The 17,224-nt window shown below is 29.9% G+C and carries 18 protein-coding genes; 10 read left to right on the top strand and 8 right to left on the bottom strand.

Annotated elements, in window-relative coordinates; genetic code table 11:
- Positions 1-27 precede the first annotated feature (27 nt).
- From CQA53_RS02140 to CQA53_RS13110, 3 genes are all read right to left on the bottom strand, one after another.
- Complete coding sequence (locus CQA53_RS02140; protein WP_115542377.1) at positions 28-606, bottom strand: anthranilate synthase component II; 579 nt, start codon at positions 604-606, stop codon at positions 28-30.
- Positions 603-1,640: an aminotransferase class IV gene (locus tag CQA53_RS02145; protein WP_115542378.1), complete on the bottom strand. Its 1,038-nt coding sequence runs from the start codon at positions 1,638-1,640 to the stop codon at positions 603-605. The genes CQA53_RS02140 and CQA53_RS02145 overlap by 4 nt, the downstream gene beginning before the upstream one ends.
- Positions 1,641-1,747: 107 nt before the next feature.
- Positions 1,748-1,882, bottom strand: coding sequence for an aminotransferase class IV (locus CQA53_RS13110; protein ID WP_220272067.1), 135 nt, complete (start codon positions 1,880-1,882; stop codon positions 1,748-1,750).
- A gap of 837 nt (positions 1,883-2,719) precedes the next feature.
- Between CQA53_RS13110 and CQA53_RS02155 the strand changes: the two genes are divergently transcribed.
- From CQA53_RS02155 to mrdA, 6 genes are all read left to right on the top strand, one after another.
- Positions 2,720-3,430 (top strand): hypothetical protein, encoded by a 711-nt coding sequence (locus tag CQA53_RS02155; RefSeq protein ID WP_115542379.1) that lies wholly within the window; start codon positions 2,720-2,722, stop codon positions 3,428-3,430.
- A 9-nt stretch (positions 3,431-3,439) separates the two neighbouring features.
- Positions 3,440-3,892: a hypothetical protein gene (locus CQA53_RS02160; RefSeq protein ID WP_115542380.1), complete on the top strand. Its 453-nt coding sequence runs from the start codon at positions 3,440-3,442 to the stop codon at positions 3,890-3,892.
- 73 nt (positions 3,893-3,965) lie between these two features.
- Positions 3,966-4,325, top strand: coding sequence for a 30S ribosome-binding factor RbfA (gene rbfA / locus CQA53_RS02165; protein ID WP_115542381.1), 360 nt, complete (start codon positions 3,966-3,968; stop codon positions 4,323-4,325).
- Positions 4,326-4,370: 45 nt separating this feature from the next.
- On the top strand, positions 4,371-4,916 hold the full coding sequence (locus CQA53_RS02170; RefSeq protein ID WP_115542382.1) for an LSm family protein: 546 nt from the start codon (positions 4,371-4,373) through the stop codon (positions 4,914-4,916).
- 345 nt (positions 4,917-5,261) lie between these two features.
- On the top strand, positions 5,262-5,738 hold the full coding sequence (locus tag CQA53_RS02175; protein ID WP_115542383.1) for a hypothetical protein: 477 nt from the start codon (positions 5,262-5,264) through the stop codon (positions 5,736-5,738).
- A 3-nt stretch (positions 5,739-5,741) separates the two neighbouring features.
- Complete coding sequence (gene mrdA, locus CQA53_RS02180) at positions 5,742-7,532, top strand: penicillin-binding protein 2 (protein ID WP_115542384.1); 1,791 nt, start codon at positions 5,742-5,744, stop codon at positions 7,530-7,532.
- Between the two features lie 686 nt (positions 7,533-8,218).
- Here the strand turns inward: mrdA and CQA53_RS02185 are convergent.
- A complete protein-coding gene (locus tag CQA53_RS02185; RefSeq protein WP_115542385.1) occupies positions 8,219-8,722 on the bottom strand; it encodes an outer membrane beta-barrel protein in 504 nt (167 codons plus the stop codon).
- Positions 8,723-9,112: 390 nt separating this feature from the next.
- Here CQA53_RS02185 and CQA53_RS02190 point away from each other — a divergent pair, with 390 nt between their 5' ends.
- Complete coding sequence (locus tag CQA53_RS02190; RefSeq protein ID WP_115542461.1) at positions 9,113-10,381, top strand: multidrug effflux MFS transporter; 1,269 nt, start codon at positions 9,113-9,115, stop codon at positions 10,379-10,381.
- 429 nt (positions 10,382-10,810) lie between these two features.
- Here the strand turns inward: CQA53_RS02190 and CQA53_RS02195 are convergent, their stop codons facing one another.
- The 3 genes from CQA53_RS02195 to CQA53_RS02205 form a co-directional block, all read right to left on the bottom strand.
- A complete protein-coding gene (locus CQA53_RS02195; protein WP_115542386.1) occupies positions 10,811-11,761 on the bottom strand; it encodes an NAD(P)-binding domain-containing protein in 951 nt (316 codons plus the stop codon).
- Entirely contained in the window at positions 11,761-11,958 is a 198-nt protein-coding gene (ccoS, locus tag CQA53_RS02200) for a cbb3-type cytochrome oxidase assembly protein CcoS (RefSeq protein WP_115542387.1), read from the bottom strand. Before ccoS ends, CQA53_RS02195 begins: the two co-directional genes overlap by 1 nt.
- Positions 11,959-12,131: 173 nt before the next feature.
- The gene (locus CQA53_RS02205) at positions 12,132-13,166 is read right to left on the bottom strand and encodes a S1-like domain-containing RNA-binding protein (RefSeq protein ID WP_115542388.1); all 1,035 of its coding nucleotides are present in this window, start codon (positions 13,164-13,166) and stop codon (positions 12,132-12,134) included.
- A gap of 225 nt (positions 13,167-13,391) precedes the next feature.
- Between CQA53_RS02205 and CQA53_RS02210 the strand changes: the two genes are divergently transcribed.
- From CQA53_RS02210 to CQA53_RS02220, 3 genes are all read left to right on the top strand, one after another.
- The gene (locus CQA53_RS02210; RefSeq protein ID WP_147289987.1) at positions 13,392-14,468 is read left to right on the top strand and encodes a hypothetical protein; all 1,077 of its coding nucleotides are present in this window, start codon (positions 13,392-13,394) and stop codon (positions 14,466-14,468) included.
- A 129-nt stretch (positions 14,469-14,597) separates the two neighbouring features.
- Positions 14,598-15,095 (top strand): YhcH/YjgK/YiaL family protein, encoded by a 498-nt coding sequence (locus tag CQA53_RS02215; RefSeq protein WP_115542390.1) that lies wholly within the window; start codon positions 14,598-14,600, stop codon positions 15,093-15,095.
- Between the two features lie 13 nt (positions 15,096-15,108).
- Positions 15,109-15,627 (top strand): DUF2147 domain-containing protein, encoded by a 519-nt coding sequence (locus tag CQA53_RS02220; RefSeq protein ID WP_115542391.1) that lies wholly within the window; start codon positions 15,109-15,111, stop codon positions 15,625-15,627.
- A 110-nt stretch (positions 15,628-15,737) separates the two neighbouring features.
- On the opposite strand, the gene CQA53_RS02225 is transcribed toward CQA53_RS02220, so the two are convergent.
- A complete protein-coding gene (locus CQA53_RS02225; RefSeq protein ID WP_181882323.1) occupies positions 15,738-17,105 on the bottom strand; it encodes a hypothetical protein in 1,368 nt (455 codons plus the stop codon).
- Between the last annotated feature and the right edge of the window lie 119 nt (positions 17,106-17,224).

Genomic DNA, 17,224 nt, shown 5'->3' on the forward strand with positions numbered 1-17,224 from the left:
AGCAACACAAATAAATTCAATTTTTATTTAAATCTCTAAGAAATTTTTTAGAATTTTTTTACCTTTATGTTGCAAAATAGATTCTGGATGAAATTGCACACCATAAGTATCATAGCCTTTTACTTTTAAAGCCATGATAATACCTTCAGTACTATATCCTAATGCCTCACATGCACCAAGATTGCTTACATGCAATGAATGATAGAGAGCTATTTGTATGGGTGAATGTATGTCTTTAAAAAGTATGTTTGGTTCAAAATGAAGCAATGAAGTTTTGCCATGAGTTGGAAAAGACATACGGGACACCTCACCTCCAAAAGCATGTGCAATACATTGATGTCCCAAACAAATTCCTAGAATCTTTTTAGAAGGTGCAAAATATTTAATAGCTTCCAATGATATACCAGCATCAATAGGATGACTAGGACCTGGTGAAATACATAAATGTGAAAAATCATAACTCAAAATATCCTCAAGACTACAATCATTCTGCAAAATAATTGGTTGTATACCTAGTTCCCTCAAGAGATAAATTATATTGTAAGTAAATGAATCATAATTATCTATCATAAGGACCTGTTTTGTCTTGTAAGATTTATGCTTCATAGTATTTTCCTTTGGTTATTCAACAAATTTACTTTGATTATACCTCTTAGTGAATTTATACAAAATATTGATTCTGCATCTATAATATCTTGTTTTGTGAGTATTGTTTCTTGACAAACTTCTGAGTGTAAAAGCAAAGAGTTGAGACAGCCACGAAGCAATCCACATTGTGCTTTTGGTGTAACATATTTATCTCCTAATTTTAGAATAATATTGCTCCTTGACCCTTCTGTTATCTCCCCTTTTTCATTAAAATAAATTGTATCAAAAAGAATATTTTTTGTAATGTTTTCTACAGATTTCTGATAATGTTTTCGCCATGTTGTTTTATGATAAAGAAATTTATTTGTGGAAAAAATATGCCTATCTGCAAGTGATATAACATTTGTTGTAGTAGTATTATAGGGGAAAAATTGCAGCAATAATTCACCATTTTTCTTCAATATAAGTTTTGCAATATATTTCTTTTTGCTACAAAATTCTTTATCAAGTATTTTTGTAGATAATTTCAAAGAATTTCTTTTATCCTTAAAAAGATATTCTTTGTTTATGAACTCTTGATTGATTGATTGTTTAGAAAAAATAGTATTTGTTTGAATTGAGGTTTTACATTTTTGAGAACTATTTTGTGTAATATTATTTTGTTCTTCGATATATTGAGTTATTATCGTATCATAATTTTCCCACAAATCAGGAAAATCTTCTAAGACAAAATGTTCAAAAGAAAAATCATTCTGTAAAAGAGAATAATGTCTCAAAATTGGAAGTACTAAAATTTTGTGAGATTCTCTGTTAGCGAAACTCATATGATATGATTTTGCATCAATAGTTTTTTGAAAAGAATTGATATTGGAAAAATAATGTGGTGTATTGTTGCATTTTTGCAAGATTCCAAAATATTCAAGTAAAGCACATAAATTATGTGTTTTAAAACCAAAATACATCGCACTATAAAAAATTCTTGTAAGATGATTTTTTAATAAAAAGATTTTAGAATCTTGAAAAAGCATAGTTTCAAAAAGCTGATATGACATGAGCTCCTCTTGTGTGAGAATCAAAATATTATAATATTATTAAGATAATAATCATAGCACATCTTAATTTGTAGAATCTATATTAGACATAAAAGGTTATTTGATTTTTATTTTAAAGCACATAAATTATGTGTTTTAAAACCAAAATACATCGCACTATAAAAAATTCTTGTAAGATGATTTTTTAATAAAAAGATTTTAGAATCTTGAAAAAGCATAGTTTCAAAAAGCTGATATGACATGAGCTCCTCTTGTGTGAGAATCAAAATATTATAATATTATTAAGATAATAATCATAGCACATCTTAATTTGTAGAATCTATATTAGACATAAAAGGTTATTTGATTTTTATTTTTAAGAAATTGTTGATAAAAAAGTGTATCCGTCATTTTTGTATTCCTTAAATAAGTCTAGGAACATCTGTTATCACTGAACTTCCTAAAGCATAAGTGCCTGTTTTATCTAAATGATGCAATAATCAAATAGCTTGATTATGAGATAAAGAGATGAGAATTATTGCAACAAGAATTCGTGAGGAAAATACCATGTATGCACTCGCTTTTGACTTAAAGATAGATGATTAAAAAAACATTATGGAGAACCATATAACAAAGTATATGATGAAATGAGGCAAGAACTAGAAGATTGAGATTTTTGAATGGACACGAGGTAGTGTTTATATGGATTCTAGTAAAGAAAATACACTTATAACCGTGTAAATGCTGTTAAGAGACTTTCAAAAATTGAATGATTTAAACAATCTGTAAGAGATGGAAGAGCTTTTAAAGTAAAGGATTGGAGTGATTTTACTGAAATCGTAAAAGGATAAAAAAGCTTACAAATATTATCTTTAAACAATAGAATTTTGGTATAATAGCTAGATCCAGCAGAGTAGCGACATTCAATAATGTTGCAGTTTTGATTCAAGAAATTAATATACCATGAAACAAGTGTAACGAAATAATAAACTTTCACTTTCAAATAAAAATGAGACAATCATGATAAAGGGAATACAGAATCTTGTTTATAGGATATATCTACAAAATAAGAATATTTCTCCTGGTGCAAAGGAGTTTTTATGGGAGATTTGAAAACACAACATATTTTGCCAGATAAAAGGGATAGTTTAGAAATAAATAAAGGAATAAAAAATAATAGTGCTATGCAAATGCAATCTGTATTAAAAGAAAGTTGCAAAGAAGAACACATTTTATCTGACAAAGCCACTACAACACAAAGTAATACAATATCTGTGCATCAAATGCAGCAACAGTTGCAAATACAACCACTCAATTACAATATGTTTAGTAAAACACAATCCCTATTAGAGAATCTTGCAACTTTTAGTGTTTTTGATCGTGATATTTTGCAAAAAGGAATGAAATTTGATTCTATGCAAGATGACAATTCCTTGTTTTTTAAACTTTATGTTGGTGCGGAACTGCATTTAGCCGTGGCATATACTTTTATTTTTGACGAGAGATTATTTTCTAAGGGAGAAATGCCAAAGATTCACATTCTTAAATGTTTAGATTTTCAAGAATTACAGCAAGATCATGTTAAAATATGTGTGCCAAGTGCAAATGCTTTTGATTATCGTGTGCGTTCGCACGGTGTTGATACACGACTTTTTTATGAACATCCATTACATATTTGTCCTATTTGTATATCATGTCTGTATAAAATTTTAAGCGAAAAATATCGAAAAAAAGTTTCACAAAATCAACTGGAAGAGCAAGATATTATGAATCTTGTTCTAAAAAATAAATTAAAAAATCTCATTTTTTAAAGGAAAAATATGGTTCCATCATTAATTATGTTGCATGTATATGATAAAATTCCACCAGAAAGTATTGTGCTTGTGCGTAGTAAATTGAAGAAGCTTGATAAGCTTGGCTTAGCAAAAGTTGTTGTTGGTCTACCTGCTATTAAACTTCATGATGTGGGTATGGTTTTTTGGGTTGGAAGTGTGATACTTGGAATGTTTGGTGTTGGACGATTCATGATTGGTGATAAGCTCATTGGTGCTTTGAAAATTACTTTACTATTTCTCTCTTATGTGTTTATTGCATTGGGAAGTTTATTGAATGTTTTTCCTAATATTAATCCTTTAATTGGAAGTATGTGTATGATTGCAGGATTTGTAGGTTTGCTCATAGTTGTGGTGTGGTGGGGATTAGATATGTTTCTCATTACATCAAAAACTCGTCGAGCAAATCTGAATAAACTTTTAGCACTTTTTCATATGTGATTCTTGCAAAACTATTTGTTCGAGATTATTTAGGATAATAAATTATTTTATACAAAAAAAGGATTGGATTTTTATGCAAAATAGAATTATTCAAGAACGAAGAGAATCTTTTTTACGAGAGATTTTGAGTGAGGCACTGGGAAATTTACAAGATAGTAGGTTGAACAACCTGCAAGTAACAAGAGTTGAATGTTCAAAGGGTAAATATGATGCAAAGGTATTTATAGAGAAAGGGGATTTAAGTTTGCAAGAGCAAGAACAAATTATTCGTGCATTCAAAAAAGCTAAATCTATCATAGGGGAATATATTGTAAATGTGAGTGGGTGGCATACTGCACCAAAGCTTAGTTTGAGATTTGATAGAGAACTTGAAATGCAAAATAGACTTGATAAAATCTTTATGCAAATTAATGACACAACAAACAATAAATAATGAATATTGTGATAAGATATAGAGAATATCCAAAAAGGATACATTATGATTAGCAATGAACTATACAATCAATTGGAGACTCTTATACAAGCAAAGGATATGGGGCTTTATGATGTCGAGTTTTTAAGAGAGAATGATTCTTTGCTTCTACGCATTTCACTTTTTAAACAAGGTGGGGTAAGCCTTGAAGATTGTGAGTTAATTAGTAGCCTTATTTCCCCGGTTTTAGATGTTGAATTAGAAAATATGGAATCTTATTTTTTAGAAGTAAGTTCGCCGGGTCTTGAACGTGTGTTAAAAAAACCAGCACATTTTTTATATAGTATTGGAGATATTATAGAGGTGCGACTTATGGATAAGACAGTTATTCGTGGTATTTTAATGAATTATCAGCATGAGATAATAGAAATTCAGATAACACAAGAGAATCTTCCACGGAAGAAAATAAAATCTTCGGGTGTGGTAGATTCTAAAAAGAATTTAAGCATTCAGGCACAGGATTCTCTAGTGCAAATAGAGCATATCGCATTAAAGGATTGTAAAAAAGTAAAAACCCTATTTGATTGGGATAGTGCTTTCAGGCAATCTTAGATTTTTGGAAGTTAAAAATACTCTTTGGAATTTTTTATTATCAATTCATATATTAAAAATGAAGAAAAATAAATCAGAATTCTTATTGTGAGTGAATAATAAAACAAAAATAGGTAATAAAAAATATCAAATATGATGTAATTTTTTATTATAGATTAATAAAGGTGTTACTTTTAGGAATTATTTGTTCGAAATAAGCAAATAAGTTGCATATATCATTAGATTTTTTTGAAGTCTAGGAGTTATTTCCGAGTTTATTAGATGAAATCAACAGAAAAAGAATATAATTCATTCATATTTTCAAAAATAATAAAGATTATATAATTTTTACAAACAGAGTTCCGTATGTTTTATAAACACATTACAAAACCCTATATAGTCCGTCTTTTGTTCGGTGTAGCACTTTATATTGTTTATGTCAGTATGAGTGATATTTATCCACTTTTGCCACCTCTTATAGGTATTTTATTTGTTATTTTTCACAAATTTAATAACTTGCAGCAGACTTATATACCAATATTTATTGTTTTTTGTATATTTTTTTATGAGCTTGATAAATCTCTAATAATTGGTATTATTCCATGCGTTTTTTTTATTGTGCACATTTTTGTTGCACAACAATTAGAATCTTTATTACATGTAAATTCATTTTTTATTATTGTATATGTTGTTGCACTTTACTTGTTTTATTTGGCTGGTATGATTTTGTGTAATATTTTGTTAAATACTCCTGTGCTGGAATTTTCATTTATTTATGTGTATTATATGATTATTGATTCCATATTGGCTTTGGTATATTATTTTATTTTTATTCGAGATTAAATTATGAAAAAATTACCATCGAGTTTCAAAATTTTATATTCTATTTTTGGTTTAATTTTCATTATTTTGATTACAAAACTCTATATTCTCGCAATCGCAAGACATGAATATTATGATAAACTTTCTCTTGAAAATACCATTAAAATAGAAACTCTTGTCCCAACACGAGGGCAGATTCTTGATAGAAATAATGAGCCTTTAGCAATCAACGAGTTGGGATTTAGTCTTGCATTACAAAATCGCCTTAAAGATAAGGATTTGGAGCATGAGTTAGAATTTATTGGGACACATATTGTTGATGTAGATATTAGTGCATTGCGTGAAAAATATAAAAAGTTCAATAGTATTTATCGACGCACACCCATTACTCTGTTTGAATTCATTCCATATGCACAAATGCAAGTGATTTATGCAACTATGTTGCAACATAGTAATATTGTGATTACACCAACCACCAAGAGATTCTACCCAAACAATACTGCTGCTTCGCATGTTATTGGTTATATTGGTGCAAGTGATATAAAAGATAGGGAAAATGAGCCTATTTCTAAGCATACTAAGATTATTGGCAAACAAGGTTTAGAAAAACAATACAATACGCTTTTACAAGGGCAATTGGGATATAAAAAAATACAAGTTAATAGTTATAATCAACAACTTAAGCTCATTGAAGAAAATCAAGCTACTGGTAATAATGATATGAAAGCTACTCTTGATATTCGATTGCAAGAAACCCTAGATTCTGTTTTTGAGAATCGTGAGGGTGCTGCAATTATTCTTGATGTTCATAATGGTGAAATTTTGGCTGCTGGGAGCTATCCAGAATATAATATTAATGATTTTGTTGGTGGAATATCACATGCAAAATATAAAGAATTATTAGAAAATCCTTATAAACCGCTCATTAATAAACTTATTAGTGGGCAATATCCCCCAGGATCTGTTATTAAAATGGGTATGGCATTAGCATTTTTAGAGTTTGCTGATATTACAGAATCTACAATTATCAACACACCACCATATATTGAGATTAATAAGCACAAGTTTCGTGATTGGAAAGCCGGTGGACACGGTAGTGCTGATGTTTATAAGGCAATTCGTGAAAGTGTTGATGTGTATTTTTATAAACTTTCCCAAATTGCTGGTATTAACAATATTGCATTTGTAATGAATAAAATGGGATTTGGAGAAAAAACCGGGGTGGATTTACCTTATGAAAACTCTGGAATTTTTCCCACACCACAATGGAAGCTCAAGGCACTATCGCAACAATGGTTTGTAGGAGATACCATTCAAACATCTATTGGTCAGGGATCTTTTCTTGCAACACCTATGCAAGTTGCAAGATATACAGCACTCATTGCAAGCGGGAAACTCGTAATTCCTCATTTTGCAAAAGAATTAGGGGGGAAACCTGTGAATATTCCTCCGAAGGATGTTTTAACGAGTTTTGAAAAATCAAAATTACCTGCATTACGACTTGGAATGTATCAAGTATGTTCAGAGCCATCTGGCACAGCTTATAGAGTCACGCAAGGGACAAAAGTTAAACTTGCTTGTAAAACAGGGACGGCACAAGTCGTTGGAATCTCGCAAGACACAATGAAGAGGATAAAAGAAACAGATATGGATTATTGGCATCGCTCACAAAGCTGGATTACAGCATTTTTACCTTATGATAATCCAAAATATGCAATTACAATCCTCATAGAGCATGGAGGAGGTGGAGGAAGGGGTGGTCCATTACTTGTAAAACTTGCAAATGCAATGTATCATTTAGGGTATGTAAAGTGAGTGTAGCGATTACTAAATCCTTTTGTAAAAAATTAAAGAATCATATTGCCTTAGTTGTGATATTTTTCATTTTATTTTTCAAGCTATTGATTCTAAAAAATGCAAAAGAATAAAATGAAAAACTTAAAAGTCAGATTCAATCCAAAGCAAAATCAGGGGGTAACCAAAAAGAAACTTCAAAAAATTTGATAGAATAAACATGACCAAGACTATTTTGTAAAGGATACAGAAAGTGATGATGTAATCATACATAAGATTGTCATGAAACTTTGCTAAAAGTCATAAAAATAAGAAGTAGATATGCAATATATTATGAAAGATATATAGATTCTCTAATCTAAAGATACATCTAGCACCACCCAAGGATTTCTGTCATATTTGAGTCAATAAATTATAGCATTAGAATCTAGATATGAGCAAGAGTATTGTGAATTCTGATAACAGATTCTAATTAATATTGCACCATGATAAAGGGCTTAAGCCCTTTAGAAGTTATAGACAATGTAGAGTTATAATAATTTACTTTATTTTAGAAAGTGAAAGAATATCCAAGTGATATTACATATGGATTAATATATAAACCAGACTTTTTATCATTTTTATTGTATATCCAGCGGCTAAAGTTTGGATTTTAGCTCCTAATTCTACTCTATGTCTGTTGGCAAATGTGGTAGATATACCTAACATTAATGGGGGATATTAAATCCATTATAATCAGTTAGCAATTTTAAACCATCGGCTATTATTTTGTCCGACAAAGTAGTAATACCATAACCTAAGCCAAACCCAGCAAATATAGCCATAGAAAATGAATCTGTATTAATGAAATTAAGCAGTAAGTCCATATTTGTAGCTATATTTTGATATGTAGCAGAAATATCACCAAATCGCTGGAATTTTACAAGACCATCAAAATCATAAGTTACATATCCTCTCAAGCCTATTAGTGGAGTAAAGAACTGATTCCAACCAAGTTTTACCCCCACATTAAAAGACCCTTTTGTTTCACTTGCAGCATCTACTTTTTTATTATTTTCATAACTAGATAACCCTAGAATACTTCCTCCAACTTGTGTACCAATGAAAAATCCACTCTTTTCACCGCTTTCGTCGCCAACACTTTCGCCCTCAGCATATCCATTGCTTACCAATAAAGCACTTAATGCAACAATGCTCAAAAACCTCTTCATGAAATTCCTTTTAAAATAAATTTCCAATATTTATAATTTTTGAATTAAATTAAATACATTTTGAAAAAAATGTAACAAAAAAGCGGTATAAATTTAGGATTCCAGAAAAATATATAATTTTTTCAGAATAAATACTTCAATTCTATTTTTAGTAAGACTATATTATCACTATATTCTAAAATAAAATTTGTTGTCCAATAAATATCAAAGTAAAGAACTATAAAAGTTTATAAGATTTAAAAATATTGTTTGCAAAAAATTTAAAATAAAAAGGTGTAATTTAATAAATAGTTATTATAATTTAGAACAATCATTTCTTAGTTCAAGGCTATAAAAGGATTTCTTATGCAACAAGAAAGTAAACAAGATTCTCAACAGGTTGTAAACAATATTCAAAATTCAATACAATTAAAAGGTTTGCAAAAATTTAAACTTATTTTTATTTTAGCATTTCTCTCTGCTATTGCACCACTTTCAATAGATATGTATCTCCCTGCATTGCCAAATGTTAGTAAAAGTTTTCAAGCAAGTGAGTTTTATACTCAACTCTCTTTAACGAGCTTTTTTCTTGCATTTGCACTTGGACAATTACTCTATGGTCCATTAAGCGATATTTTTGGACGTAAAAAGCCTCTATACATTGGAATCTCACTTTTTATCCTCTCTAGCATTGGTTGTGTATTGGTAGATTCTATTTCTATTTTTATTATTCTTCGTTTTTTAGAGGCACTTGGTGGGTGTGCTGGTGTAGTTATTGCACGAGCTATTGTTAATGATCGATTTGATATAAAAGACGCAAGTGGAGTATTTGCACTCATGATGGTGGTATCATCTCTAGCACCTATGCTTTCACCATCTTTTGGTTCTATGCTTTTAAATTTTTTTTCATGGCATAGTATCTTTGCAACACTTTTTCTCTGTGGTATTATTTTACTTCTATTAGTATTTTTTAGTCTTGAAGAATCAGCACCAAATTTTAAAAACAATATAACTACAAAGCATAATTTGGCTACATCACATACAAAAACTTTACAAACCTACAAACGAATCTTGCAAGAAAAAATATTCATGATATATGTTATATCAGGATCATTTGCAATGGCAGCTATGTATGCTTATATTACAGGTTCTTCATTTGTATATATGAATATTTTTGGATTAGATAAAAATGCTTACAGCATAGTATTTGCACTCAATGCTTTAAGTTTTGTAGTATGTGCAAATATTAATGCAAAAATTGTGCAAAAGATTCCACCACAACATATTATCTCAAAAGCATTTATCGCTATGCTGATTTTTAGTATTATCCTTGTGGTTGCAGGAATCTTAAATTACACATCTCCTATCGAATCAACAGTATCAATGTCATGGTTTCATTGGAGATTCCTTATCTTTGAAATAGCTATGTTAAGCACAATTTCAATGCTTGGATTTATTTTACCCAATCTTACTACTCTTGCCATGGCACGATTTAAAGATTGTTCTGGTAGTGCATCTGCGGTGCTTGGAACGATACAATTTGGAATGGCTGGTATCATATCATTTCTTGTTGGTGCTTTCCATGCAAATACTCCCATATTCCTTGCATGTATAATGTTTTCAACTGTATCATGTGGGGTTCTTTTATATTTTTCTTTTGCTAAGGAAAAGTGGATTTAACAAATAATGATGCTTGAAATCTATCTTTCATGTCAATAAAAAAGATTCTATTGATTTTATACAATCTCTATTTGTCATAATTGCTTTATTTTAAGAGTCTTATGTTCAATTCATAAATGTTTTATTTCTTCCTAGAATTTATTTAATAAATTTAAAGAAAGAAAACTACATAATTATTCTCTCTGACAGAGAACATCGATAATGAAAATATTAATAAAGTTTTTGGCTATTCTATGCTTCTGTAATATTTTATTCTCAAATTAAATTTCGATAATAAACTTCTGCTATTAAGTTTTATAAAATAATATCAAGGAATACAATCCTATGCATTCACCTGTATCATTTGTATGATACCGCCACGAATATTATTGTATTGCAATACATAAGATAAAATCTTAAAATAATTTAAAATTCTATAAGAGACATTGCCTACAACCTTTCTGCAATTGTTGTAGCTATCACATAAGAATCATTCATAGATAAGCCAATTGAACCACCATTCTTAAATAAAATATCTCCAACAACAAAAAGGTTAGATATATTGCTTTCTTTGTGTTCATTGCAGAGTGCACAACCATTAGAATCTACTTGAATACCACATTTTTTTAAAAAATCCACAGGAGCAACACCACCTATGGCATAAACAATTCTGTCAAATACCTGAGTACTTTCATCACTAAAAGTAACCTTTAATTGTGAATTATCATCAACGACTGATATAATATCAATTCCAAATTTCGATTCCAATCCATTTTGCAAACTCTTTTCAAGCTCTCTTGCATTTTCATCATTAATGCGTGTAAATTCTTTGCGTCTATAATTGAGTGTAGTTGTTGCCATACCTGCAAGATGAATAGCATATTCCACAGCAGAATTCCCGCCGCCAACAACAAGAATTTTCTCTCCTGCAACACAATCATTTATATTAAAATTAATCTTCTTTCTTAAGCTCATTGGTAATGGGTAGCTTGGTTTGTTAGGTTTCCCCATTTTACCAATACCTACAATAGCAAATTGCGATTGAAAAACATCGTTGTTTGTTGTACGTGTAATAAATGAGTTATTCTCCTTGCTGATTCTATCTACTTCATGATTATAAAAGACTTCGATATTATTTTCTTTCAAAAGATTCATAAAAAGTTCGATTGTTGCTTCTTTATTGCTATCTGTAAATGGAATATGTCCCTTCAAATCTACAACCTGCCCTTTATAATCCTTATCCACACGTTTTCCTGCTTTATAATATTCGCGAATCATTGCCAAAATACCATCTGTTTTTTCCAAAAGAGCAACTTTCTTAACACCCATTTTGACACATTCAATCGCACTAGAAATTCCACCAGGACCTGCACCAGCTATTACAACATCATATTTTTGCATTATATTTTCCTTTCTTTGTGTTTATCTTGTTTTGAAAGATTATTTAAATCCTCAATACTATCAAATAATACACCTCTCATCATTTTTTCTTTATCGTCAAATTGTCCGTTTTTTAGTCCCCATAAGAATGCTATCAATCCGATACAACCTATTGTTAAAGAGGCACCTAACATCAACATAACAACCCAACTACTCATGTTTGTTTCCATTAAGAAATAATATATTATATAGTAAGAAATGCGATTTGTGACCATATTTCTTTCAAAAAATAATTTATTATTGTTGTGTGAAAAATCTTTACAAATAACAAGAAACTAAGAATCTTTTTAGATATATTTTTTAAGAATTGATAGATTCTACGCTTAACCTGTCAATTTGTTGCAATCTGGTAACCCTTTTCTTTAATAAATTCAATTTTATGTCGCAACAATAATACACTTAATTCTTTCTTTAATCCTTTTTTACTCATAGAAAGTTTTCTTGCGTTATCATCATTTACACAAAAATACTTTCCGCACTCATTTTGCATCTTAATTTCTCGTAACAATCCCTCAGAATCTCGCTCGAGAATAAAATCAAGCTTTCCATCTTTTCTCACTTTTGTAACCTTTACTCTATACTCTGTGTTTGTGTGCAATTTTGCAGTAAGCGTATTATAATAAACAATACCCTGATAATAATGAGGTATTGCAACACACAAAACACCTAATGGGGATTCTGAAATGCTCCACACTTGTAATCTCTGATGAAGTAACTTGGGATTTCTACATGGCTTTATAAGAGGACTAATATCTTTCTTTGCAATAAGTCGATGTTGTTTATCACGAGTAATCCTCACAACAATAAAATCCCCAATGTGATATTTATGAGGAATATTTGTAGGCATAAAAATATCTTTAGGTAACCCCATATCTAAAAAAATTCCATATTCATTTTTATCTTTTATACATAAACGCACGATTTGATTTATCATTGCATGGGGCTTTTGTGTAGTTGCAACTATTCTATCATCAGAATCTGTAAAAAGAAAAACCTCAAGAATATCACCTATATGCTCGTCTCCCTTCAGATATATATTTGGCAATAATACAGAATCTTTAGAAAAACAAATATCTGTAAAAGATTCTCTCTTTTTTGTAGAATAATTGTGTTTATAATCTCTTTGAGTATTATCTTGTCTATCGCTATATTCTTGCATACCTTTTCTAGAATCTAATGATTCAATAAGATAAACACCATGTTCTGTTCGCCTTGCAATAGAGAGTTTCACCCAAGTGCCGATATATTTATAAAGTGTATTTTGCTGTTTATGCTCTTCATAAAGAACACATTTTTGTAATTGAGATTGTTTGCGAGATTCTTGTATCTTTTGGGTAGTATGAGAATTTTTAGTATATTTGCACAAGAGAATCTCCTCTAAAAGTTTATTGCATAATTTTATCTTCTTATTTTGAAATTTCTTTAAAAAATTCTGAATTATCTTCGATAAATAACCTAAATAAAATTTTACTTTCAACAAAGTCTTTGAGTTATTTTAGTTACTTAGGACATTCTATTAATTCATATATAAAATAGATTCTAAACGATATTCTTTGCTATAATTGCTAAACTGCGTAAGGAATAAATAGAAATGCAACAATACATATATATGTCAATATTCTTTTTTTACATGTTTCAACTTGCAATAGCACAAACAACACTCTCCAAAGAGATATTATTGCATAAAATTCAAAATATTTATATGCAAGATTCTACTATATATAATATTAAATCTCAAAATTCAAAACTCCAATGTATGCTCTCAAAAAATGAACGCGAAAACGCGATACTTGATACTTCAAGTGCTATTTATCCTTACTATAACATGCTTTTAGAAGTCAATAGAAATGATATACAATCGTCAAAAATTTCACAAGATTTACTCATGAATGCCGTTAGGAATAGAGAATCTCTTGCTATGCTACTTGCATTGCAACTTTATTTTAGCAAACGATGTGAAAGATGCGAACGCGTAAGAGATATAAGTTATTTTGGATATTACTATACCAAAGATTTTGATATGAATAAAATTCTTTCAACAGAAGGCGGAGACTTTTATCGTTCTTATGTTTTAAATGGTGAGGCATTCTTATGCAATGCATTGGAACAAAATGATCCCAGAGATTTTCTTATGGCATACGCAAATTTTATGCTTGCTGGACTACATACACGTGCGATTAACGCACTTTTACATGGAATCAAAACCACGAATGACAATGCCTTATTTGCAACTTTTAAGTTTTTAACTTCAAATGATTTCATTATGACAAATAATTTGTATGGAGTTTATCTGCTCAATTTACTTTCCATTCAAGATAACTCTAATGTTTTTGGTAATATTCTTTCATTAAGACATTTTAAGAATCTAAAGGTATTAGAGAATCATGCACCTTATAATTATATTCTCACTAGCACAATGATTCGTGATATAAATATGGGACGCGTGCTTTCTCCCTTTCATAAGCTTACAACACATGCGACTCTTCATGAGTTTTATGATAAAAAAAGACATTATGAAAATGAAATACAAAATGTAAATCTTAGAATCTTACAAAATGCCAATACAAAAGAATGTTATGAATACTATCAGATTTTACAATTAAAACAAAAATTACAGAGAGTTACACAATATCCATATGCTACAACTTATATGAAGGAATTGAAATAAAATTATGCTATTACTAAGATTCTCAATAACTTCTGTATTTGTTTGAATTTTATATATCTTTTAAGCAAACTAAAGCTATTTTATGATATAATAAGTATTTAACAAAGTTTCTTTCTTTGTGGGGATAATATGGCGATTGTTACAACGCTTGAAAATTTTAAGGGTGCATTGTTGCAAAAAGATCCATTACATGGGGTATATAATTTCTTACAATCTTGTATGGATGGGCAATATGATAAAAAATCCTTTAAAACAAACAAACATATTGATTTAAGTAATGGAATCTTTGCTATTCTACAAACCTATTCACTTAAACCTTTTAAACAAGCTTTTTTTGAGACACATAAGAAATATATTGATTTTCAGCTCACAATTAAGCACAATGAATGTTTTATGATAGGTGATTGTAAAAATTTTACGATACAAAATTCCTACGATGCTTCAAAAGATTTAATTGTCTATAAAGCACAAAAATGCAATAAAATCTTATCTTATCCATCTTGTTTATGTATTTTTTTTCCAAATGATGTGCATGCTGGTGGTTTAAATGATAAAGCATTTCAATATAAGAAAGTGTATAAAGTTGTTGTAAAAGTTCCTGTCGAGATAATTAAAATTTCTTTGTAATTAGGGGTATTACATGTTAAATTTTATCAATAAAAAAATATTCTTTTTATATACTTGGGTATTAGCTTCAAGTATAACTTATGGGATTGAGGGAATATACCTTACCCACAAGGGTACAGAGGGCGGACAAAGCATTGTTGAAATATTTCAGTATAACAATGTTTATTATATCTATGGTTTAAAAAATTTGGAGGCAGATCCTCTAAAGGATACTTGCAATAAAAATGCTGATTTACGCAATCGCACAAGTGTTGGCAATGTTTGGGCATATGGTTACAAAAAAAATGGTAAGGGACATTTTGTCGATGGAATTATTTATAACTTCAACAATTGCAAGTTTTACTATGGAAAGATTATTGTAAAAGATCATAATACAATAGAATTCGTTGGGGCACTCGATAAGTATTATATGCTACATCGTGGATATACTTGGCGTTTATTAGATGAAAAAGAACGATTGCAATACGAACAATATCGTATTCCCCTTACCGATCTTTTAAAAACAGCAGAAGATACAATGCGTAGTAAATAATCATCTTTGTAGTTGATTAAATATTATTTGAGAATATAAAATTGCATATTTCTCTAATTTTATGTAGATGATATGCAATTTCAATATAAAATAAGTTTTATGGAAATAAATTAGTAAAACAATTTACCAAAGACCATAAATCCATGGTTATTTCCACCACCAATAGCACCCACGCTTGAATATGCCCAAGAATAACCAGCACCTATATCAAAACCTAATGTTTGTCCCTCACCACTATTACGATTTTGACGATACGCTTTCCATGATCCAGCAAGACTAATTTCACTATAACTCCCACCACCGAGCATTAAGTGCACATCAAAGATTCTATGTTCCATTTTTGCAAAAGCATATGCAGTCCAAGTGCCACCTATACCATATATAGCATTGTTAAGAAATTTTCCATAGAATCTTGTTCTATCATTAATACAGAAAAACCTTGAAGCTTGATTGCCAAAAATACCCCTAAACCCAAGACCAGCAGATATAGAATAATCTACATATTCCTTTCCGTTGCTATTGACGCGTTTTCTTACATATTTTATCTCTTCGTCAATAATAAAAACACCCAATAAATCATCAGCTATTGTTCCACTTGTAACACCATTTCCATATTGGAATAATGCATTCCCTCCAGTAAGAGATTGCCATGCCTCATTAATATTATAAATAAAACGAGCCTTTACACCCACTTGAGCAAGTGGATCAAAAACAAAACCCCGACTTGGGTTGGTTGCTGGAGCTTTTGTATTAAAAAGCACCCATGGGGCAAAAAATATACGATGCCCACTCTTACCAATACCCTTATCAAAATCTGCACCAAATAAAAATACTTCGCCACCGAGTTTTATTTTACCGCCATAAAAATATGGATTAAGCATATATAAATCAGAACCAATTCTACCAGGTAAATAACCATTGTCAAGAAATGAGTTGATGTAGCTAAACCACATTCTAAATGGTGAAGAATTTTTAGGAATCCATTGCAGACTAATTCCCTGTAAAGGACCATTCACAAAATCAGTTGTGCGAACAATGGTTGGACCTATATCAACATTATAACGACCAGCAACAATTTTAAAACCACCTCTATTATACGCAAAATAAATATCTCCCACATCACCTGTTGCCATACTCATATTATTGTAGCCAGAATAACCAGGTATCATACTTAATGCATTCCAAATACCTGCTGCACCCATACCAACATTCCAATGCTCATTGAGTTGAAAATTTGCTCGCACATATGCATTTAAACCAAACATTGCCTGATTTCGTATTGTATTGCTATTACCAAAAAACCCAAGACTTAACCTTCCATGAGTTGTGAGTTTTATATCGGCATAAGCTTGATTTACACCCAATGCTAAAAGACATGTAAGCGAAATCTTTTTAAATGTTCCATTAGCACATACATTGCTTAATGTTTTTTGTTTTTGTAACTTATCCCAAATTCTTATTGGCATGAGATAACTCATATTTTCTCCCTTATTTAAAAAAATATATTCATGAATATCATCACGAATGGTTCTATTATACACTATTTTTAAGTATTTATGTTTAAAAATTACTTTATTATCTGTGCAAGAATAATGCT

The organism is Helicobacter didelphidarum, assembly GCF_003364195.1.
Lineage (GTDB): Bacteria > Campylobacterota > Campylobacteria > Campylobacterales > Helicobacteraceae > Helicobacter_A > Helicobacter_A didelphidarum.

Bases quoted from the DNA above. Each gene is read 5' to 3' on its own strand.
- CQA53_RS13110 (WP_220272067.1), bottom strand. From the start codon at position 1,882: ATGTCATATCAGCTTTTTGAAACTATGCTTTTTCAAGATTCTAAAATC.
- CQA53_RS02175 (WP_115542383.1), top strand. From the start codon at position 5,262: ATGTTTTATAAACACATTACAAAACCCTATATAGTCCGTCTTTTGTTC.
- CQA53_RS02220 (WP_115542391.1), top strand. From the start codon at position 15,109: ATGTTAAATTTTATCAATAAAAAAATATTCTTTTTATATACTTGGGTA.
- CQA53_RS02225 (WP_181882323.1), bottom strand. From the start codon at position 17,105: ATGAGTTATCTCATGCCAATAAGAATTTGGGATAAGTTACAAAAACAA.
- CQA53_RS02145 (WP_115542378.1), bottom strand. From the start codon at position 1,640: ATGTCATATCAGCTTTTTGAAACTATGCTTTTTCAAGATTCTAAAATC.
- ccoS (WP_115542387.1), bottom strand. From the start codon at position 11,958: ATGAGTAGTTGGGTTGTTATGTTGATGTTAGGTGCCTCTTTAACAATA.
- CQA53_RS02215 (WP_115542390.1), top strand. From the start codon at position 14,598: ATGGCGATTGTTACAACGCTTGAAAATTTTAAGGGTGCATTGTTGCAA.
- CQA53_RS02155 (WP_115542379.1), top strand. From the start codon at position 2,720: ATGGGAGATTTGAAAACACAACATATTTTGCCAGATAAAAGGGATAGT.
- CQA53_RS02185 (WP_115542385.1), bottom strand. From the start codon at position 8,722: ATGAAGAGGTTTTTGAGCATTGTTGCATTAAGTGCTTTATTGGTAAGC.
- CQA53_RS02140 (WP_115542377.1), bottom strand. From the start codon at position 606: ATGAAGCATAAATCTTACAAGACAAAACAGGTCCTTATGATAGATAAT.
- CQA53_RS02160 (WP_115542380.1), top strand. From the start codon at position 3,440: ATGGTTCCATCATTAATTATGTTGCATGTATATGATAAAATTCCACCA.
- CQA53_RS02210 (WP_147289987.1), top strand. From the start codon at position 13,392: ATGCAACAATACATATATATGTCAATATTCTTTTTTTACATGTTTCAA.
- CQA53_RS02170 (WP_115542382.1), top strand. From the start codon at position 4,371: ATGATTAGCAATGAACTATACAATCAATTGGAGACTCTTATACAAGCA.
- CQA53_RS02195 (WP_115542386.1), bottom strand. From the start codon at position 11,761: ATGCAAAAATATGATGTTGTAATAGCTGGTGCAGGTCCTGGTGGAATT.
- rbfA (WP_115542381.1), top strand. From the start codon at position 3,966: ATGCAAAATAGAATTATTCAAGAACGAAGAGAATCTTTTTTACGAGAG.
- mrdA (WP_115542384.1), top strand. From the start codon at position 5,742: ATGAAAAAATTACCATCGAGTTTCAAAATTTTATATTCTATTTTTGGT.